The following is a 19,966-nucleotide window of genomic DNA, read 5'->3' on the forward strand; positions in this document are numbered from 1 at the left end:
GAAGTACCCGCTACTTAAGTAGCCTACGCCCCGTCAGCCGAACACCGTGCCCGACGTGGCGGTGTTGCGGGCGCGCTTCCGGCTGAACGCGCCGAGGTCGACGCAGCCGCCGGTGTACGTCGCCTCGAAGCGCACCGGGTCCGCGTCGTGGTCGTGGCCGGCCAGCACTTCCTGGATCAGCGTGGCCATCAGGGACCCGACGCTCGGCGCGTTCTTGAACTGGTTGCCGCTGGTCGCCATCGCGACGAAGAACCCGTCGGCATCGACGCGGTCGTAGACGGGCGTCCAGTCAGACGCGGCGTCGTACACCCCCGCGAGGCCGCGCGCACGGTTCGGCACGGCGAGCTCGGGGAAGCGCCGCGCGGCCCGCCACACCTGCTCCTCGAAGCGCGGCTGCGTCGGTCGGGGGTCTGACTCGTCGGGGTCGTCGAGCCACTCCAGCGGGTCGCACTCCGGCTCGGTACCGCCGACCAGCAGGTGGCCGGCGGCATCGGGCCGCACGTAGATCCCCAGGTCGGCGTCGGCGAGGATCGGGAACCGCTCGCCGAGCGCGGCCGGTGCGACCAGGTGGTGCACCTCCTGCCGGAGCGGCCGGACCTCGACGGTGAAGTCGTCGCCCACACCGGCGAGCCGGTTGACTGACGACGACCACGGTCCGGCGGCGTTGACCACCACGGCCGCCTCGAGCACCTGACCGTCGTCGAGCGTCACCCGCCAGTCCGTGCCGACCTGGCGGAGCCCCGTGACCTTGTGCCCGAGCAGGAAGCGCACGCCCTGACGGGCCCCGGCCTCCGCGAGGTTGGCGACCGCGAGCCGAGGGTCGCCGACGTACCCCGCACCAGGGGTGTAGACAGCACCCAGCTCACCGCGGGGCTCGGCCAGGAAGGCCTCGGAGTGCACGGGCTTCGGCGGGTAGTGCCGACCGGCATCGATGCCGGGGTACGCCGCCCGTAGGTCGCCAGGCCCCCACTCCTCGACCGGGATCCCGGCCTGGGTGAGCAGGGCGACCATCCGGTCCCGCGGGAAGATCGGCACGTCGAGGAACGCCATGCCGCACCGGTCGACGGTGGCCAGCCCCTGGTCCGGGACCAGCCCGAGGTGGTCCTCCCATGCGTCCCAGCGAGCGCTGGACTCCCAGGACAGCGCCACCCCGTCAGGCGTCGGGTAGTTGAAGCGGACGATCCCGCTCGAGGCGCTCGTCGACCCGTCCCCCGGGGCACGCCCGCGGTCGACGACGACGCACGTGAAACCCGCCCGGCTGAGCTCGAGAGCGATCGAGGCGCCCATCACGCCGGCGCCGACGACGATCGCGTCCGCTGTCGCCATGTTCATCGCGTCATGTCCATCGCGCCGGGCTCATCGGCCAGGGTCCAGGCGACGCCGGGCAGGAGGTCCGTCACGGGAGGTGCGGCGCCGGGCCACTGATCGAGGGTCAGGCCGGTGATGCCGGGCACGTCGCCGCGCCGGACGAGCAGCGCCCCACCGGGCCAGGAGTAGCGCACCCCGTCGGAGCGCTGCTCCTGCTCGCCGCCGAGCAGGCTCGCGAAGATCTCCTCCGACCGGCCGGGGTCCGTGGTCGTGAGATGGGTGTGGCCCAGGGTCGCCACCCGCAGCGGCTCCTCGGCAGTGACCGGCTGCCACCAGTCGGCGACGTAGTCGTCCGAGCCGTCGGTCTCCGCGAGCTGGATCACCAGGCCGTGGACCCCGTCGGGCGCGAGGAACGCCTCTCGCCAGGCCGGGTGCCCGTAGTCCTCCCCCACGACGACGGCACCGACCGCCCGGGCGTCCGCGACCGCCGCCCGCAGGTCGGGCACGAGGAACGTGACGTGGTGCGGCCCGCTCCCCCGGCGGTCCAGGAACCTGCTCAGGAAGCCCGGCCCGGCCGGGTCCAGGAGCTCGACCGACTGACCGTTGTCTCCGACCCGCAGCTGGAGCCACCGGAACTCGCTCATCGCCTCTCCGGCGAACGGGACGGCACCGAGCTCGCGACGCACCCGCCGGGCCGCCGCGACGGCATCGGGCACGGCGAACGACGTGTGGTCGAAGGTGATCACCCCCGGATTGTGTCCCTGATGCCGCCGGACCGGGCATCAGGACATGCCCACGTTCTCGATGTCAGCCATCGACCGCCGCCGTGGACCGACCTCGCCCAAAGAGGCTGGCGCGGCTAGCGTCACCTCGTGGACTTCGAACTGACCGACGAGCAGCGCAGCATCGTCGAGGTGAGCCGCGCGTTCGTCGAGCGTGAGCTCTACCCCCATGAGCAGGAGGTCGAGCGCACGGGCGTCGTGCGCCCCGATCTGCTCGCCGAGATCCGGCGCAAGGCCATCGCGGCGGGGCTGTACGCCGCCAACATGCCCGAGGAGGTCGGCGGCGCCGGTCTCGACACGGTGAGCCAGGTGCTGTTCGAGAAGGAGCTGGGCAAGGCGAGCTATGCGCTCCACTACACCGGAGTGTTGCGGCCGTCGAACATCCTGCTGGCGGGCACCGCCGACCAGCGCGAGCGCTACCTTCTCCCCTGCGTCCGCGGCGAGAAGACCGACTGCCTGGCGATGACCGAACCCGGCGCCGGCTCCGACGTGCGCGCGATCCGCACCCGGGCGATTCGCGACGGCGACGGCTGGGTCATCCGCGGCAGCAAGCACTTCATCAGCCACGCCGACGAGGCGGACTTCGTGATCCTGCTGGCGCGCACCGGCCCGCAGGACCAGGACGACGAGCGACGGCCGGCGATGTCGATCTTCCTCGTCGACGCCGACACGCCCGGCGTGGCCGTGCACGACGGCTACCGCAACGTGTCCCACCGCGGCTACACCAACTCCATCGTCGACTTCGACGACGTGCGTGTCGGGCCGGACGCCCTGCTCGGCGAGGAGGGCACCGGCTTCGAGCTGGCCGGCACGTGGCTGAGCGCCACCCGCCTCCAGGTCGCGGCCACCTGTCTCGGCCGGGCCGAGCGTGCGCTCGACCTGTCGGTGTCGTACGCCGCGACCCGCGAGCAGTTCGGCCAACCGATCGGCCGGTTCCAAGGCGTCGGGTTCAAGCTCGCCGACATGGCCCTCGAGCTCCGGGCCGCCGAGCTGCTCACCCTGCACACCGCCTGGAAGCACGACCAGGGCACCGCGACCGACGCCGACTACGCGATGGCGAAGCTCAAGGCCAGCGAGGTGCTCGCGATGGTCGCCGACGAGGCGATCCAGATCCACGGCGGGATGGGCCTCATGGACGAGCTGCCCCTGGAGCGGATCTGGCGCGACGCGCGCATCGAACGGATCTGGGACGGCACCTCGGAGATCCAGCGACACATCATCAGCCGTTCGCTGCTGCGGCCGCTGGGAGCGTGACCTCGGTGACCGGCGAGCCCGAGACCGAGGTGCTCCACCTCCACCGCGAGGACGGCGTCCTCGAGGTCACCCTGGACCGGCCGCCGGCCAACGCCATCGACCTGGCGACCAGCCGGACGATGGGCGAGGTCTTCGCGGGCTTCCGCGACGACCCCGAGCTCCGCGTCGCGATCGTGCGCACCGCCGGCGACAAGTTCTTCTGCGCCGGCTGGGACCTCAAGGCCGCCGCGGGCGGCGACGCGGTCGACGGCGACTACGGCGTCGGCGGCTTCGGCGGCCTCCAGGAGCTGCCCGACCTCAACAAACCGGTCATCGCCGCCGTGCACGGCATGGCCGTGGGGGGCGGCTTCGAGCTCGCCCTCTCCTGCGACCTGATCTACGCGTCCACCACCACGACCTTCGGACTGCCCGAGATCAACGCCGGCACCCTGGCCGACGCCGCCACCCTCAAGCTGCCCCGCCGGATGCCCTACCACGTGGCGATGGAACTGCTCCTCACCGGCCGCTGGATGCCCGCCGACGAGGCTGCCCGTTGGGGGCTGGTCAACGAGGTGCTCGCCGACGACGAGGCAGTGCGGACCAAGGCGTGGGAGGTGGCCAGGACGCTGGCCGCCGGACCCCCGCTCGTCTTCGCCGCCATCAAGGAGACCGCGCGCGTCGCGGAGACACTGGGCTTCCAGGACGCCATGGACCTCGTCACCCACAGCCGGCTCCCGACGGTCGCCGCGCTCTACTCCTCCGAGGACCAGCTCGAGGGCGCGCGCGCCTTCGCCGAGAAGCGGCCGCCGGTCTGGAAGGGGCGCTGAGCCCCTCTCAGCCGGTGATCACCGCCAGGCCCTCGATCCGCACCTCGCGGTGCCCCGCCACGACGATGCGCAGCTTGCCCGCGCGAGGCGTGTCGAAGGTCGCCACCGGCTTGAGCCGCAGCGACCGAACGCCCCCTCGCGTGTTGACAGTCTTGAGCACCTTGCTCCCGAGCCTCACCTGGACGCGACCGAACTCGGGGCCGGTGCTCACCGCCAGCCTGATGCCGACAACGTCCGAGACCCGGTAGACGAGCTTGGCGCCCTTGTCGGTGCTGCGGACGTAGTCACCGTCGAACGCCGCCGGCTTCTTGTGGTCCGACCACTCGCCCTTCTGGGTCAGCACGTCGTCGTCGAAGGGCACCGTGAAGGTCCGCTCGGCCGGGGTCGGATCAGCCAGGCCGGTCGCGTCGGTCGCGGCCGCACGCAGCGTGTAGGTCCCGCCCTCGAGGTTGCTCAGGTCCGCACCCGACGTCGTGCAGGTGATCGGCCGGTCGTTCAGCGAGCACGTGAAGCTCGGCGGGGTCGCCGACGACTCGAGGCCGTAGACCACCGCACGCCCGCGCAGCACGACGCCGTCCGGTGGCCCTGACGTGATGGTCGTCTCCGGTGCCGCGGCGGCTCCGGCGGGCCCCGTGAGACCTAGGGGGCCGGCGAGGCTGAGAGGCACGGCCACCGCCAGCGCCACGCCCAGGCTCGTCGTACGGATGGATCGGCCCTTGTGCCAGCCGGACATGACGCCCTCCCGAGAGCGGTCGACTCCCGGGCGGTGCCGGGCCTGCCTCAACGTAGACACAACGAGGCGACCCGGGGCACACCCCCTAGGACGTGCTTCGGCACGGACTGGCTGCTCCGCGGCCTCCGCTCTGGCATCGACCCTCGGACTCACGCCAGGCTGAACCCGTGACAGACGCGATCGACGATGCGACGCACGCCCTCGGCACGACCCTGGCCGTCTGGGCGCACCCCGACGACGAGACCTACCTGTCGGGCGCCGTCCTCGCACGCCTCCGCGACCGCGGGGAGCGGGTCGTCTGTGTGACGGCGACCCGCGGAGAGGCCGCCGATCCCGACGCGACCGACGCCGAGCGGGCGGCGCTGGCGGCGCTGCGCACCACCGAGCTGGAGGCGGCGGCCGCCATCCTCGGCATCGAGGAGCACGTGTGGCTCGACCTGCCCGACGGTGGGTGCGCCGACCTCGACCCCGGGCCGGTCGTGGCCAGGCTGGTCGAGATCGCCGACGACGTACGCCCGCGCACGATCCTGACCTTCGGCCCCGACGGCATCACCGGGCACCCCGACCACTGCACGGTCAGCGCCTGGGTCAGCGCCGCGGCGCCACGGATGGCCTCGCGGCCGCGGGTCCTGCACTCGGCGTTCACGCCCCAGGAGATGGAGACGTTCCGCGACATCAACGAGGGGTACGCCATCTACACCCACGGCCGGCCCCGGCTGTGCACCCCCGACGAGCTGGTGGTCTACCTCGACATCGAGGGCGAGGAACGCGAGCGCAAGGTCGCGGCGCTCCTGGCCCAGGCCAGCCAGACCTCGGGCCTGGTCGACGCGGTCGGCCGGGAGCGGTACGCCGCGTGGGTCGCCAGGGAGGGCTTCGCCGACCCGCTCGATCCGGGGCCTGTCAGCTGAGCTCGAACTCCACCTTGCGCGCGTCCACGTCGGCGCGCGTCAGCAGGGCCGACACCTCGGTGCCCAGCGGCAGCTCCCCCTCGGTCGAGCGGATCGGCGCCTCGACCGCCGGCTCGGCCAGGGTCACGGTCCCGCGCCGCGGGTCCTTCTCGTTGACGTCGACGACGACGCCGTCGAACCTCTCCCCCACGTGCGACGCCAGCAGCGCGGTCTCGACCAGGTCGACCACAGCCCCTTCGTACGCCGCCGCGCGACGGCCCGACTCGGTCATGATCCCCGGCAGGTCGTGCAACCGGTCGAGCACCCATGGCGGCACGTCCGTGCCGGCGCACAGCGCGATGCAGATCTCGCCGGCGTAGCGATCGGCGAGCCGGCGCAGCGGAGCGGTCACGTGGGCGTACTCGCTCGACAGCGCGGAGTGCAGGGGCTGCTCCGGGACGGCGCCGTCGAAGGCGGCGTAACCGCTGCCGCGCAGGAGCCGGGTGCACGCCACCACCATCGCGGCGTGCGCCGGCTTCGCAGGGTCGAGGGTGCGGATGAAGTCGGGATAGAGCTGCTCCGCCGGCCAGTCGATGCCGAGCGCGCGGGCGGTGCGGTGCAACCGCTGCACGTCGCGCGGGTCCGGCGGTGGCAGCGTGCGCAGCAGGCCGACCGCGCCGTAGACCATCAGCGACGCCGCGGCGAAGCCGGTGAGCAGGGAGATCTGGGCGTTCCACAGCTCCACGTCGAGCAGCGGTCGGTACTCGAGGTGCCAGGTGTCCCCCTCGATGTCGACCTCCTGCTCGGGGATCGGCAGGGACACGCCTCCCCGGGCGGCCTCGCGGGCCTGGCGCAGCTTGCCGACCTCGGCCAGCAGCCGCAGCGACTCGTCGGCGTTGCCGGCGTCGAGCTGCTCCTGGACGGACTCGTAGTCGAGCTGCGCGCGCGAGCGGACCAGCGCCCGCTCGACGACCACGTCGGTGCCCTCACCGGTGCTGTCGACGTCGATGGTCCACAGCAGCACCGGCCTGACCTGGTCGGGCAGCAGCGAGCCGGCGTCCTCGGAGATCGAAGCGGGGTGCAGCCGGATCTTCGAGTCGGCGCCGTAGAGCGTCTGGCCGCGCTGGTGCGCCTCGACGTCGACGGGGTCACCGGGTGTGACGAACGCAGCGACGTCGGCGATCGCGTAGTAGACGCGGTAGCCGTCCCCCGCGCGCTCGAGGAAGAGCGCCTGGTCGAGGTCGCGGGCGCCCGGCGGGTCGATCGTGACGAGCTCGAGGTCGGTGCGGTCGAGCTCCGGCAGGCGCGGGTTGGCCGCCGACTCGGCGGCGGCGGCCTCGACGTCCGCCGGGAACTCCGGCTCCGCGCCGAGCTCCTTCTGGATCTTGGCGATCCCCTCGCGCAGGGTCCGGGCGGCCACCCCGTCGTCCGCGGAGCGGACGTGGACGGCTCGGTTGCTCGGCATGGCGACAACCCTAGGACCTGGACGGAAGGAGACCCGGGACCGGCCTTAGGGTGGCGGCCGTGCTGATCCTGCTGCCGCCGAGCGAGGGCAAGGCCGTCCCGCGGCGGGGCAAGCGGCTCGACCTCGACGCCCTGTCGTTCCCCGCGCTCACCACGTCGCGGGCACAGGTGCTCCACGCGCTCGTCGAGCTCGCCCACGGCGACCCGACAGAGGCCGCGAAGGTGCTGGGGCTCGGCGGCACGCAGGCCGACCTCGTCCTGCTGGACCGAGTCCTCCGGACCTCACCCACCGCGCGCGCCGACACGATCTACACCGGCGTCCTCTACGACGCCCTCGGGTTGGTGACCCTCTCCCCCGGCGCCCGACGTCGGGCCACCTCCCGGGTCGCGATCGTGTCCTCCCTCTTCGGCTTGGTGCGGCCGAGCGACCAGATCCCGTCGTACCGCCTCTCCGGCGACGTCTCCCTCCCCGGCGTCGGGCCGGTCGCCGGCGTGTGGCGGGGCACCCTCGACGAGACCGTCCGCGAGACGCTGGGCAGCGGGCTGGTCGTCGACCTCCGCTCGACGACGTACGCCGCCTTCTGGCGGCCCGCTCCCGACCTCGCCCCGCAGGTCGCCACCGTGCGCGTCCTCCACGAGGTCGACGGCCGCCGGCAGGTCGTCAGCCACTTCAACAAGGCCACCAAGGGACGCCTGGTGCGCGCACTGCTCGAGGACGGCCGCACGCCGCGTCGTCCGGCAGCCCTCGCTGCCGTGCTCGGGGACCTGGGCTGGACGGTCGAGGTCGGCGAGTCGACGAAACTAGGCACCCGGCTCGACGTCGTCGTCAGCGAGATCTGACGAGGAGATCGGCTTGCCCAATCGCCCGAGGAGGGCTGCACGCCGGGAGCACGCCGCTTCGCGTCACAGGCGGTGACGCGGTCCCTCACCAGCTCGGCGGGCCACCGAACGTCGTCGCACCGGGCGGCGCGGCGTTGTAGAGGCGCATCGACGCCATCGGCACGTCCTGGTCGGGACCGCTGCCGAAGAAGCTCAGCACCGTCACCGAGGCCGGCGTCAGCTCCATCCGGAACACCGACTCCAGCGGGGCCCGAAGGGCGTGCGCGACCAGGGTCTTGATGGGGGTCACGTGGCTGACCACGACGACGGTCTGTCCGGAGCGCTCGCTGAGCACCCGGTCGAGGGCGTCGAGCACCCGCTTCTCGACGGTGCGGAACGACTCGCCCTCCCGGCCGGGGACCGCGTCGAGGGAGCCCAGCCAGGCGTCGAGCTCCGCCTTGTGCGCCTCGCCCACCTCGGTGAAGGTCAGCCCGTCCCAGGCGCCGAACTCCATCTCGGCGAAGCCGTGCTCCTCCTCCACGGGTCGGCCGAGTCGCTCCGCGAGGATCTCGGCGGACTCGCGGGTGCGGCGCACGGGGGAGGAGATGACCGCGTCGATCCGCTCGGCCAGCGGGGCCAGCCACTCGGCCGTCGCCCGCACCTGGTCGCGGCCCTCGTCGCTGAGTCCGGGGTTGGCACTGGCCAGGCCGCCCGAGAAGCGTTTCTCGGCGGTCAGCGGGGTGACGCCGTGCCGCACCAGGATCACCGTCGTGCGCACGTCGCTGGCGGGCGACCACCCGCGCACCCGCACCTCGTTGGGACTGCGGGGACGGCTGGCCACGGCCTCGCCGCCGGGCCCCTGGGCTCCGTCCGCGCCGGAAGACCCGGCCAGGTGAGTGACGCCCGAGCGCACCCCGTCGAGCGCCTCGTTGGCGAGCCGGTCGGCGTGCTTGTTCTGCTCCCGGGGCACCCAGGTGTAGGTCGTCCCGAACGGCGCGAGCCGGTTGGCCTCGAGGGCCAGCGGCTTCATGTCCGGATGCTTGATCTTCCAGTTGCCCGACATCTGCTCGACCACGAGCTTGGAGTCCATCCGGACCTCGATCTCGGCGTCCGGGGCGAGCTCCGCGGCCATCCGCAGCCCGCCGATCAGGCCGTTGTACTCCGCGACGTTGTTGCTCGCCACGCCCAACGTCGAGCCGTCCTCGGCGATCACCTCACCGGTGTCGGCGTCCTTGAGCACCGCGCCGTACGCCGCTGGGCCGGGGTTGCCGCGCGAGCCGCCGTCGGCCTCGATGATCACCCGCTTGTGGCGGAACGGATCAGTCACAGCCCTGACTCGGGCGTGCGCACCAGGATCCGCTGGCACTCGGCGCACCGGATCACGTCGTCCTCCGGCGCCGCCCTGATCGCGGCCAGCTCGCCTGCGTCGAGGCTGAGCCGGCAGCCCCCGCACTCACGCGCCCGCAGGGCCGCCGCGCCGACGCCATCCTTGCTGGCCCGCAGCTTGTCGTAGAGCGCCAGCAGATCGGCCGGCAGGCCCTCCGCGGCAGGCCCGCGCTGGGCGGCGATGGTCGCCAGCTCGGCCTCGATCTCCGCGGTCTTGGCGTCGCGCGAGGCCACCAGGGCCGCGCCCTTCTCGCGGGCGGCACGGGACTGCTCGGTGAAGTCGGCCAGCTCGCGCTGGGCCTCCTCGAGCTGCTCCATGACGGCGATCTCCTCGTCCTCCAAGGTGCTGATGCGCCGCTCGAGGGACACCAGCTCCTGCTGCATCCGCTCGAGGTCCTTGGGGTTGGTGATCAGCCCCTTGTCCATGCGGTCGCGGTCGCGCGTGCGCCGCGCCTTGACCACCTCGACGTCGGCGTCGGCCTTCTCCTGGTCGGCGGTGAGGTCCTCCACCCGCGTGCGGGCGTCGAGAGCGAGGTTGTCGAGGTCCTGGACCTGGGCGCGGGCGGCCGCGATGTCGGCGTGCTCGGGCATGGAGGCCAAGCGGTGGCGCAGCTGGTCGGCGCGCGCGTCGAGCTCCTGGACGTCGAGAAGCCGCAGCTGGGCGGACGGGTCGGCTTTCAGTTCTGCTCCTCGGGCCATGTTCACTTGGGTGGGGCGTTGACTTCGGTGGGACGCGCTCCGGGCGTTCGCTCAGATGCGGGCTCGCCACGGATCGGTGACGATCCGGCTGACGCGGGCCTCCACCGTATCCCCCAGGCCGCCATCTCCCGTGGCGCGGCCCAGCCGCGACTGGACCAGCGGCAGCCAGGTCCACTCGGCCGCCCAGTGCGGCACGTCGAGCAGGGCGGGGCCGCCCTTCTCGAGGAACTCCGCCGCAGGGTGGTGCCGCAGGTCGCTGGTGACGTAGACGTCGATGTCGTCGCGGGTCGCGAGCTCGTCGAGCAGGAAGTCACCCGCGCCGCCACACACGGCCACCCTGCGTACGACGCGGTCCGGGTCCCCGGCGTAGCGGATCCCGGCGGGCGTCGCGGGGAGCGCCTCGGCGACCCGCGCAGCGAAGGCCGCGAGCGAGGTCTCCGCCACGGTGCCCTCCCGGCCGGTGCCGGTCGCGGAGAGCCCGGCGTCGGCGAGCTCGACGAGGTCCCATGCCGGCTCCTCGTAGGGGTGCGCGGCCAGCATCGCCCGCACGACATGCGAGCGTCGGCCCCGCGGCACGACGCACTCGACCCGCAGCTCGTCGACCACCTCGACCCTGCCGACCTCACCGATGGCCGGGCTGGCGCCGGCCAGTGGTCGGAACCTGCCCTCCCCCGGGCTGGTGAACGACGCGCTGTCGTAGTCGCCGAGCCGGCCACCCCCTGCGTCGGTCATGGCGGTCCGCACCCGCTCGGCGTCCACCACGGGGACGAAGACGACCAGCTTGTCCAAGGGTGCTGCCGCGGCCGGCCGCAGCGGCGCCTGGTCGGCGAGGCCGAGCGTTGTGGCCAGTGCCTCGGAGACACCGCCGACTGCCTGGTCGGCGTTGGTGTGGGCGGTGAGCAGCGCGCACCCCGCAGCGGTCAGGGTCGCCAGGGTGCGGCCCTTGGGCGTGGTGGCGGGCACGCCGTGGACGGCCTTGAGGAAGAGCGGGTGGTGCACGATCAACAGGTCGGCGCCCCACTCCGCGGCCTCGTGCGCCACGGCCGGCGCCGGGTCGACGGCCAGCAGCACCTTCGAGACCGGGGCGTCGGGGTCGCCGGTGACCAGCCCCACCGCGTCCCAGGAGTCGGCGGTCGCAGGCGGGTACCACTCGTCGAGGAGGGCCACGACGTCACGAAGGGCTGGACGCACCGGCATGACCGCAGGCTAGTCGCCCGTCCGGCTCGGGACCCACGACCCAGCACGTGGACGAGCCTCGGTGACCGCTCCCTTTGGGAGGCCACCGAGGCTCGGGTTGCGCGGCGATCCGTCACCCACCCGAGCTGGTGGCAACACGCGGCAGCCACCTCGATCGTAAGGGATCTGGACGGGTGGGCGCAGAGGGGATCGAACCCCCGACCGCTGGTTTGTAAGACCAGAGCTCTACCGCTGAGCTATACGCCCGAAAGCGGCCACACCCTACGGCAGAGACGGGGCGGGAACGGCATCGTCACGTCCCGGTGGCAGACCGCGGGCTACGGCCCCGTCGGTGGTCGAGCAGAGTCGAGAACCACCCCGAAATAGAGTTGAACCGCTGGCGTCTCGGGTCACCAGCGGCTCAACAAGAAGAACGATACAGATGCGTGTGCCGCAACCCAAGACGACACCGAAAATCGGCGTCAGAGGTCTAGACGGGTGTCGAAATCGCCTTTACACAAGACTTTCGAGCACGCGCACGTGCTCGTCGAGGTCACGTCCGAAGGGCGACGCATGGTGCACCGACCAGCGGACGACGCCGTCGCGGTCGATCACGTAGGAGGACCGCTGGGGGCAGCCCCGCGCCTCGTCGAAGACCTGGTAGGACCGCGTCACCTGGCCGTGCGGCCAGTAGTCGGAGAGCAGGGGGAAGTTCAGCCCGTCGGCATCGGCGAACGCTCGCAGCGAGTAGACCGGGTCGCAGGAGATCGCGAGCACCTCCGAGTCGAACGTCAGGAACGACTCCAGGCGCGCCTTGATGCCGCTCATCTCGCTCGTGCAGACGCCCGAGAAGGCGAAGGGGTAGAAGACCAGCGCCACCGCTTTGCGACCCCGGAACGACGACAGCCGGACGTCCTGGCCGAACTGGTCGCGCAGCTCGAAGTCGGGCGCGATCGAGCCCAGCGAGATGCCTGGCTCGACCACGGGCTCGAGCACGGGGTCGGCAAGCCGGTCTGGCAGCCGGTCTGCCAGCTGGTCTGCGAGGGGATCGGGGGACCGCACGCTCGAAGTGTGCCACCCCGCACCGACGTCAGTCGGTGGGCAGGTCTCTCTTGAGCACCTTGCCGGTCGCGTTGCGGGGCAGCTCGTCCACCACGACGATCTCGCGCGGCACCTTGTAGCGGGCGAGGTTGTCCTTGACCCAGGACTTGAGGGCGTCCTCGGTGACGCCCTCCCCCGTGCCCGAGTCCGTGAGCACCACGAAGGCCCGCAGCCGCTTGCCGAAGTCGTCGTCGTCCACGCCGATCGCCGCGGCCTCGACGACCGCCTCGTGCCTGGCCAGGCAGTCCTCGACCTCCTGGGGGAAGACGTTCTCCCCTCCGGAGACGATCATCTCGTCGTCACGGCCCTCGACGCTGAGCCGGCCGTCGGCGCCGATGCGCCCCACGTCGCCGGTCGACATGAGCCCGTCGACGACCTCCTTGCCACCGCCGCCGGTGTAGCCCTCGAACAGCATCGAGTTGCCGACGAAGATGCGGCCGGTCCTGCCGTCGGCGACCTCCCGGCCGTCGTCGTCGAGGATCCTGACGACCGTGCCCACAGGGGGGCGGCCGGCCGTCCCCGGTGCGGCGCGCAGGTCCGCAGGTGTGGCGATGCTGCCGTACGCGACCTCGGTCGAGCCGTACGTCGAGTAGAGGTTGTCGCCGTACTGGTCCATCCAACGGGTGGCCAGGTCGCCGGGCAGCGCCGACCCCGACGACGTCACCACGTGCACCCGCGACAGGTCGAAGCGGCCGCGGATCTCGGGATCGAGCGACATCACCCGCTGCAGCATCACTGGGATCACCACGACGGCGTCGCAGCGTTCGTCCTGGATCGTGGCCAGGAAGTCCTCGGGGTCGAAGCGCCTGCGCAGCACCATCGTCGTGCCCAGCAGCATGCTGAGGGCGAGGTGTGCGAACCCCCAGGTGTGGAAGAGCGGCGCGGCGATGTGCACCCGCATGCCCGCCCGCAAGGGGATCCGCTCGAGGATGGCGACGGCCGCGTCGAGCCCGGGGTCGTTGCGGGGCGCCCCCTTGGGCGTCCCGGTGGTCCCCGAGGTGAGGATCACGACCCGCCCGTGGCGTCGCGGCGGCGGCAGGTCGTCGGTGCTCTCCCGCCCGACCAGCTCGTCGACCGTGGGCAGGTCGTTCGCGCGAGCGTCGGGGTCGTCGGGGTGCTCGACCCAGGCGAGCACCTGGCGCCCGACCGACGTCGAGCCGACCAGCCCGGCGAACTCCTCGTCGTACACCACCACCGACGGCTGCTCGCGCTCGAGCACCTCGACGAGCTGGGGGCCGGCGAAGGCGGTGTTGAGGTAGAGGACGTCGGCGCCGAGCTTGGCCACTCCCACGCTGACGTCGACGAAGTAGCGGTGGTTGCGGCACATCATCGCGACGCTGTCGCCCTCAGCCACCCCGAGGTCGGCCAGGGCGTGCGCGAGCGCGTTGCTGCGCTCGTGGACGTCGCGGTTGGTCAGGGTGCCGCGCTCGTCGACGAGACAGGCCCGGTCGGGCCAACGGTGGTAGAGCGTCTGGAACCCCCCGGCCGGACCGGTCCCCCACTGGAGGACGGTGCGGCCCACGCGGGCGAGCCGCCACGGGGCGTGGGGCTGGACGACGCCGGCGCGCGCCATCGTGCGCACCAGCACGGCGGCCGCCCCGATGCGGTCGAGCCCGTGGGTCAGATGCACTGAGGCACCCTGGTCAAGCGATCGTCTTCGGAGCCATCAGGCGGGTCGCGGTCCAGTCCTTGCTGACGGCGGTGGTGGTGGTCTGCGAGAGGCCGGCGATGGGCGCGGCCTCGGCGATGTCGGCGGCCTCGACGGCCCCCGGCCTGCCGATCTTGGGGGTGAGCAGCCAGATGGCGCCGCCTCCGACGAGGTCGGTGAGCGCGTCGACGAGCCCGTCGACGAGGTCTCCGTCGTCGGCGCGCCACCAGAGCACCACCGCGTCCACGACGTTGCCGTAATCGCCGTCGACCATGTCGGCGTCGATCGCGTCCTCGATGCTCAGGCGCACCTCGTCGTCGGTGTCCTCGTCCCAGCCGAGCTCTTGCACGACCATGCCGGGCGCTATGGAGAGGCGCGCGGCCGGCGTGCTCGCCGTCTGGGTGGACCCGTCACCTGCGGTCCCGCTCACCCGTAGTCCTCCAGCCTCACTCGTCTTGCCTGCACCGGTGGCCGGCTCGACGAATCGTTCCGATCCGACGGGGCGCGGCCCTGAGATGGGGAGTAGTCCACCCGAGTTGGGGCAGGACCGCAAGCCTGGCCTGCCTCCGCAAGCCCGCTCGTCACCGCCCGCCTACCGACCGGTACCTTGTCCGGCTTCATGCCCGCCCTGTGCCCGTCGAGGTCGAAGTGACACGATGAAGGGGTGAGCGACCAACGGCGATCCCCCGCCAGCCCCACCTCGGGCGTGCCAGGCGTCATCCACGAAGGCATGCCCACCCAGCTGCCCGACATCGACCCGGACGAGACCCGCGAGTGGCTCGAGTCGTTCGACGCGATGGTGGCCGACCGCGGTCGCGAGCGCGCCCGCTACGTCATGCTGCGCCTGCTCGAGCGGGCCCGCGAGGAGTCAGTGGGTGTGCCGGCCCTGCGCAGCACCGACTACATCAACACGATCCCGCCGGAGCGCGAGCCGTGGTTCCCGGGCGACGAGCAGATGGAGCGCGACGTACGCCGCCTCATCCGCTGGAACGCCGCGGTCATGGTGTCGTCGGCCAACCGCAAGGGCCTCGAGGTCGGCGGGCACATCGCGACGTACCAGTCGGTCGCCAGCCTCTACGAGGTCGGCTACAACCACTTCTTCCGCGGTAAGGAGCACCCGGGCGGCGGCGACCAGCTGTTCATCCAGGGACACGCCGCCCCGGGCATCTACGCCCGCGCCTACCTGATGAAGCGGCTCACCGCCCAGCAGCTCGGCCGGTTCCGCCAGGAGGTCCAGCACGGACCGGGACAGGGGCTGTCGTCCTATCCCCACCCCCGGCTGATGCCGGACTTCTGGGAGTTCCCGACCGTCTCGATGGGCCTCGGGGCGATCAACGCGATCTACCAGGCGCGGTTCAACCGCTACCTGCAGCACCGCGGCATCAAGGACACCTCCGACCAGCACGTGTGGGCCTTCCTCGGCGACGGCGAGACCGGCGAGGTCGAGACGCTCGGCGCCATCGGCCTGGCCGCGCGCGAGGAGCTCGACAACCTCACCTTCGTCATCAACTGCAACCTGCAGCAGCTCGACGGTCCCGTGCGCGGCAACGGCAAGATCATCCAGGAGCTCGAGTCGTTCTTCCGCGGCGCGGGCTGGAACGTCATCAAGGTCGTCTGGGGCCGTGAGTGGGACGACCTCCTCGCCCGCGACGTCGACGGCGTGCTGGTCAACCGCATGAACTCCGTCCCGGACGGTCAGTTCCAGACCTACTCCGTCGAGTCGGGCGCCTACATCCGCGAGCACTTCTTCGGCTCCGACGCCCGGCTGCGCAAGATGGTCGAGCACCTCTCCGACCGCGACATCGAGCTGCTGCCGCGCGGCGGCCACGACTACCGCAAGGTGTACGCCGCCTTCAAGGCCGCCACGACCCACGTCGGTCAGCCGACGGTGATCCTCGCCCACACGGTCAAGGGCTGGACGATCGAGGCGCTGGAGGGCAAGAACGCCACCCACCAGATGAAGAAGCTCAACTCCGCCGCGCTCAAGCAGTTCCGCGACCGGCTCGAGCTGCCGATCTCCGACAACGAGATCGACTCCGCCTACGAGGCCGACGGCAGCGCGCCGTTCTACCACCCGGGCGAGGACTCCGACGTGCTCGCCTACCTGCGCGACCGGCGTCGCGAGCTCGGTGGGCCCGTGCCGGAGCGGAAGATCAAGGCGGTGCCGCTGAAGCTGCCCGGCGACGAGATGTACGACGAGCTCAAGCAGGGCTCGGGCAAGCAGTCGATCGCCACCACGATGGCGTTCGTCCGGCTGCTCAAGGACCTGATGAAGGACCCCGAGATCGGGCACCGGATCGTGCCGATCGCGCCCGACGAGTACCGCACGTTCGGCATGGACTCGATGTTCTCGTCCAACAAGATCTACAACCCGCACGGGCAGACCTACGAGTCGGTCGACCGCAAGCTGCTCATGGCCTACAAGGAGTCGCCGCAGGGCCAGCTGCTCCACGAGGGCATCTCCGAGGCCGGGTCCATGGCCTCGGCGACGGCTGCGGGGTCGGCGTACGCCACCCACGGCGAGCACATGATCCCGGTCTACATCTTCTACTCGATGTTCGGCTTCCAGCGGACCGCCGACTCGATCTGGGCGATGACCGACCAGCTGGCGAAGGGCTTCCTCATCGGCGCGACCGCCGGCCGGACGACCCTGACCGGCGAGGGCCTGCAGCACGCCGACGGCCACAGCCCGCTGATCGCCGCGACCAACCCCGCGGTCGTGCACTACGACCCGGCGTTCGCCTACGAGGTCAGCTACATCATGCAGGAGGGCCTGCGCCGGATGTACGGCTCGACCGAGGCGTTCCCGCACGGCGAGCCGCTCGTCTACTACCTCACGGTCTACAACGAGCCCTACACGCACCCCAAGGAGCCCGAGGGGCTCGACGTCGACGGGCTGCTGCGGGGCATCTACCACCTGGCCGTCCCGCCCGAGGGCTTGCCGCCCGACGCTCCGCGCGTGCAGCTGCTCGCCAGCGGCGTCGGCCTGCCCTGGATCCAGCGAGCACAGCAGCTGCTCGCCGACGAGTGGGGCGTCGCCGCCGACATCTGGTCGGTCACGTCGTGGAACGAGCTGGCCCGCGACGCGATCGCCTCGGAGAAGTGGAACCTCCTCAACCCCGCCGCCGACCCGCGCACCGCCTACATCACCGACAAGCTGCGCCACGTCGACGGTCCCGTGGTGGCGGTCTCGGACTACCAGCGCGCCGTACCCCTCCAGATCGCCCGCTGGGTCCCCCGGGACTACCGCGTCCTCGGCGCCGACGGGTTCGGCTTCGCCGACACCCGTCCCGCCGCGCGCCGCTTCTTCCACATCGACGCCGAGTCGGTCGTCGTGCAGGCCCTCCAGGCCCTCGCCGATGCGGGCACCATCCCGCGCGACGCCGTCGTCAAGGCGTTCGAGAACTACCGCATCGACGACCCGACTGCTGTGCGGGGTGTGAAGCAGGAGGGCGGGGACGCGTAGCAGGTCGTCTCACGCCGACGGGGTCCTAGACGGCCCGGATCGGCCGCTCGCCGGCCTCGGCCGACTTCAGCGACGGGTCGCCGCCTGAGCGCAGGGTCTCCCGCCAGGCCTCGACGTCGTACGCCGACGGGGCGGTCGAGCGGACGAAGTCGTTGAGCAGCTTCACGAACCGCTGCGGGTGGTCCTTGTGCGGGAAGTGGCCGGCGTTCGGGACCACCTCGATCCGCGCGCCCGGGGCCACCTCGCGGGCGGTCTCCGCGTGCCGGACCGGGATCACCATGTCGTCGGCGCCCCAGATGATGCAGATCGGCATGTGCTCGGTGAGGTAGGCCCGGTCGGTCATCGTGATGACCTGGCCCTTCCAGTCCACGACGGCCCGGACGACGTGCCGGATCGCCGCGCGCGAGCGGCTGTCGGCGAAGGTGTCGAAGACGTCGGCCACCTCGCCGAGGTCGCGGACCTGGGTCACGGGGAGTCGCGAGAGCATCCGGAGGCCACCGGTGCTCAGCCGCTTGACGCCCCGCATGGTCAGGAGTCCGACGACCTGGTGGAAGCCCGGGCTGGTGACCGCGCGGATGAGCGGGGTGACCTCCGGGCCGAAGCCACCGGGCGCGACCAGCACCAGACGCTCGGTGCGCTCGGGGAACTGGTAGGCGAACTGCATCGCCACACCCCCGCCCAGGCTGTGGCCGACGACGGTGACCCGGTCGATCCCGAGCACCGAGAGCAGGTCGCGCATGCCGTTGGCGTAGCCACCGACGCTGTAGTCGGCGCGGGGCTTGTCCGACTCGCCGTGCCCGAGCAGGTCGGGCGCGATGACGGTGTAGCGCCGCGCGAGCGACTCGATGACGGGGTCCCACGTGGTGTGGTCGCACCCGAGGCCGTGGAGCAGCAGCAGCGCCGGCCCCGACCCGGTGCGGACGTACGCGCGCCGGTGCCCGTGAATCGTGACGTGCTCGACCTGCACCGGACCTCCTCGTCGCCATCGGTGGTCGAGCAGCGACGTCTCGACTCTGCTCGACGACCACTACGCGATTCTGCTCGACGACCACTACGCGATCAGTCGAGACCACCGCGACCGATTCAACCAGAACACGTTCCAGAACGGCACACGGCCTGCCGGAGAGAGGCGGCACTACCCTCGAAGGGTGTCGACCGCCGCGCTCTCCTCCGGTGGTCCCGGCGACGCTCCCGACCGGGGCCGGCCGGCCGATGCGCTCCAGCGGGCCACCGGAGCGCTCAGCACCGCCGCCATGGCCCGCATGGAGCAGGAGATGCCATGGTTCCGCGAGCTCTCCGCCGAGGAGCGCTCCTGGGTCGGGCAGATCGTCCAGGCCGGCATCCGGGGCTTCGTCGACTGGTTCCGCACGGGCGAGACATCCGTGTCGGCCGGGTCCCCGCTCGCCTCGGCGGTGTTCGGCGCCGCCCCACGAGCCCTCACCGGCGTGATCAGTCTCCAGCAGACCGTCGCGCTGATCCGGCTCAGCATCGGCGTCGTCGAGCTGCACGTCGACGAGTACCTCTCCCCCGACGACCTCCCGGACGTCCACGGGGCCGTGCTGCTCTACGGCCGCGAGGTCGCGTTCGCCACGGCCGAGGTGTACGCCCGCGCCGCGGAGGTCCGGGGTGCCTGGGACGCCCGGCTCGAGGCGCTGGTCGTCGACTCGGTGCTGCGCTCGGAGCCGGACGAGGCCGTGCTGTCCCGGGCGAGCGCGCTGGGCTGGGCCGGGCAGGGCCGGGTCACCGTGGTGCTCGGCGCGGTGCCGGCCCGGCGTACCGAGACCGACATCTTCGACGGGGTGCGCCGCGACGCGCGCGCGGCCGGCATGGACGCGCTCTGCGCCACCCAGGGCGACCGACTGGTGGTGGTCCTCGGCGGCGTGGACGACCCGCACAAGGCGGCGGAGAAGGTCGCGGACCGCTTCGGACCGGGACCGGTGGTCGTGGGGCCGGTCACCGACGACCTCAGCACCGCCCACCTGTCGGCTCGCGCCGCGCTGTCAGCGCACCGCGCGGCGACCGGCTGGCCCGAGGCACCGCGGCCGGTGCACAGCGACGACCTGCTGCCCGAGCGGGTGCTCGCGGGTGACGGGCACGCCCGACGGCACCTCGTCGACGAGGTCTACGTGCCGCTCATCGAGGCCAAGGGCGCGCTGATCGACACGCTCTCGACGTACTTCGAGTGCGGCTCCGCGCTCGAGGCGACGGCGCGCGCGCTCTTCGTGCACACCAACACCGTCCGCTACCGGTTGCGCCAGATCGCGGACCTGACCGGCTTCACCGCCTCGGACCCCCGCCACGCCCTGACGCTGCGGATGGCGCTCGCGCTGGGCCGGCAGTCGGGCCGCGGACTGCCGCGCGAATCTCCCTGACCTCGCCCGCCACCACTTCTTTGTAGGAAACCTCCAAAGAAGTGGTCGACAAGTATGTGAGCGCC

17 protein-coding genes and 1 tRNA gene are annotated in these 19,966 nt (G+C 72.0%); 6 read left to right on the forward strand and 12 right to left on the reverse strand.

Features of this window, described 5'->3' with window-relative positions:
* Window positions 1-33: 33 nt before the first annotated feature.
* A complete protein-coding gene (locus ABD295_RS01120) occupies window positions 34-1,326 on the reverse strand; it encodes an NAD(P)/FAD-dependent oxidoreductase (RefSeq protein WP_344301668.1) in 1,293 nt (430 codons plus the stop codon).
* A gap of 2 nt (window positions 1,327-1,328) precedes the next feature.
* Window positions 1,329-2,054: a VOC family protein gene (locus ABD295_RS01125; protein ID WP_344301669.1), complete on the reverse strand. Its 726-nt coding sequence runs from the start codon at window positions 2,052-2,054 to the stop codon at window positions 1,329-1,331.
* 126 nt (window positions 2,055-2,180) lie between these two features.
* Between ABD295_RS01125 and ABD295_RS01130 the strand changes: the two genes are divergently transcribed.
* Window positions 2,181-3,344 (forward strand): acyl-CoA dehydrogenase family protein, encoded by a 1,164-nt coding sequence (locus ABD295_RS01130; protein ID WP_344301670.1) that lies wholly within the window; start codon window positions 2,181-2,183, stop codon window positions 3,342-3,344.
* A gap of 5 nt (window positions 3,345-3,349) precedes the next feature.
* On the forward strand, window positions 3,350-4,150 hold the full coding sequence (locus tag ABD295_RS01135; protein WP_344301671.1) for an enoyl-CoA hydratase-related protein: 801 nt from the start codon (window positions 3,350-3,352) through the stop codon (window positions 4,148-4,150).
* A 7-nt stretch (window positions 4,151-4,157) separates the two neighbouring features.
* On the opposite strand, the gene ABD295_RS01140 is transcribed toward ABD295_RS01135, so the two are convergent.
* Complete coding sequence (locus ABD295_RS01140) at window positions 4,158-4,883, reverse strand: hypothetical protein (protein WP_344301672.1); 726 nt, start codon at window positions 4,881-4,883, stop codon at window positions 4,158-4,160.
* A 167-nt stretch (window positions 4,884-5,050) separates the two neighbouring features.
* On the opposite strand from ABD295_RS01140, the gene ABD295_RS01145 reads away from it, so the two are divergent.
* Window positions 5,051-5,791, forward strand: coding sequence for a PIG-L deacetylase family protein (locus tag ABD295_RS01145; RefSeq protein ID WP_344301673.1), 741 nt, complete (start codon window positions 5,051-5,053; stop codon window positions 5,789-5,791).
* Here ABD295_RS01145 and ABD295_RS01150 read toward each other — a convergent pair.
* A complete protein-coding gene (locus ABD295_RS01150; protein WP_344301674.1) occupies window positions 5,784-7,235 on the reverse strand; it encodes an RNB domain-containing ribonuclease in 1,452 nt (483 codons plus the stop codon). The genes ABD295_RS01145 and ABD295_RS01150 overlap by 8 nt on opposite strands.
* 59 nt (window positions 7,236-7,294) lie before the next feature.
* Here ABD295_RS01150 and yaaA point away from each other — a divergent pair, with 59 nt between their 5' ends.
* Window positions 7,295-8,074, forward strand: a complete 780-nt coding sequence (gene yaaA / locus ABD295_RS01155; protein ID WP_344301675.1) for a peroxide stress protein YaaA — start codon at window positions 7,295-7,297, stop codon at window positions 8,072-8,074.
* 85 nt (window positions 8,075-8,159) lie between these two features.
* On the opposite strand, the gene ABD295_RS01160 is transcribed toward yaaA, so the two are convergent.
* The 7 genes from ABD295_RS01160 to ABD295_RS01190 form a co-directional block, all read right to left on the reverse strand.
* Window positions 8,160-9,380, reverse strand: a complete 1,221-nt coding sequence (locus tag ABD295_RS01160) for a bifunctional RNase H/acid phosphatase (RefSeq protein ID WP_344301677.1) — start codon at window positions 9,378-9,380, stop codon at window positions 8,160-8,162.
* Complete coding sequence (locus ABD295_RS01165) at window positions 9,377-10,138, reverse strand: zinc ribbon domain-containing protein (RefSeq protein ID WP_344301679.1); 762 nt, start codon at window positions 10,136-10,138, stop codon at window positions 9,377-9,379. The genes ABD295_RS01160 and ABD295_RS01165 overlap by 4 nt, the downstream gene beginning before the upstream one ends.
* 51 nt (window positions 10,139-10,189) lie before the next feature.
* Window positions 10,190-11,335 (reverse strand): Nif3-like dinuclear metal center hexameric protein, encoded by a 1,146-nt coding sequence (locus tag ABD295_RS01170; protein ID WP_344301680.1) that lies wholly within the window; start codon window positions 11,333-11,335, stop codon window positions 10,190-10,192.
* Between the two features lie 174 nt (window positions 11,336-11,509).
* Window positions 11,510-11,581, reverse strand: a tRNA-Val gene (locus tag ABD295_RS01175).
* 246 nt (window positions 11,582-11,827) lie between these two features.
* On the reverse strand, window positions 11,828-12,376 hold the full coding sequence (locus ABD295_RS01180; RefSeq protein ID WP_344301682.1) for a peroxiredoxin: 549 nt from the start codon (window positions 12,374-12,376) through the stop codon (window positions 11,828-11,830).
* A 28-nt stretch (window positions 12,377-12,404) separates the two neighbouring features.
* Window positions 12,405-14,045: an AMP-binding protein gene (locus ABD295_RS01185; RefSeq protein ID WP_344301683.1), complete on the reverse strand. Its 1,641-nt coding sequence runs from the start codon at window positions 14,043-14,045 to the stop codon at window positions 12,405-12,407.
* Between the two features lie 13 nt (window positions 14,046-14,058).
* Complete coding sequence (locus ABD295_RS01190; protein WP_344301684.1) at window positions 14,059-14,493, reverse strand: DUF3052 domain-containing protein; 435 nt, start codon at window positions 14,491-14,493, stop codon at window positions 14,059-14,061.
* Window positions 14,494-14,793: 300 nt separating this feature from the next.
* Here ABD295_RS01190 and aceE point away from each other — a divergent pair, with 300 nt between their 5' ends.
* Window positions 14,794-17,529: a pyruvate dehydrogenase (acetyl-transferring), homodimeric type gene (gene aceE / locus ABD295_RS01195; RefSeq protein WP_344301711.1), complete on the forward strand. Its 2,736-nt coding sequence runs from the start codon at window positions 14,794-14,796 to the stop codon at window positions 17,527-17,529.
* 25 nt (window positions 17,530-17,554) lie between these two features.
* Here aceE and ABD295_RS01200 read toward each other — a convergent pair whose 3' ends face one another.
* Complete coding sequence (locus ABD295_RS01200; protein WP_344301685.1) at window positions 17,555-18,496, reverse strand: alpha/beta fold hydrolase; 942 nt, start codon at window positions 18,494-18,496, stop codon at window positions 17,555-17,557.
* Window positions 18,497-18,677: 181 nt separating this feature from the next.
* Here ABD295_RS01200 and ABD295_RS01205 point away from each other — a divergent pair, with 181 nt between their 5' ends.
* A complete protein-coding gene (locus ABD295_RS01205; RefSeq protein ID WP_344301686.1) occupies window positions 18,678-19,901 on the forward strand; it encodes a PucR family transcriptional regulator in 1,224 nt (407 codons plus the stop codon).
* Window positions 19,902-19,966: the final 65 nt, after the last annotated feature.

It is taken from the genome of Nocardioides bigeumensis (assembly GCF_039531755.1).
GTDB classification, from domain to species: domain Bacteria; phylum Actinomycetota; class Actinomycetes; order Propionibacteriales; family Nocardioidaceae; genus Nocardioides; species Nocardioides bigeumensis.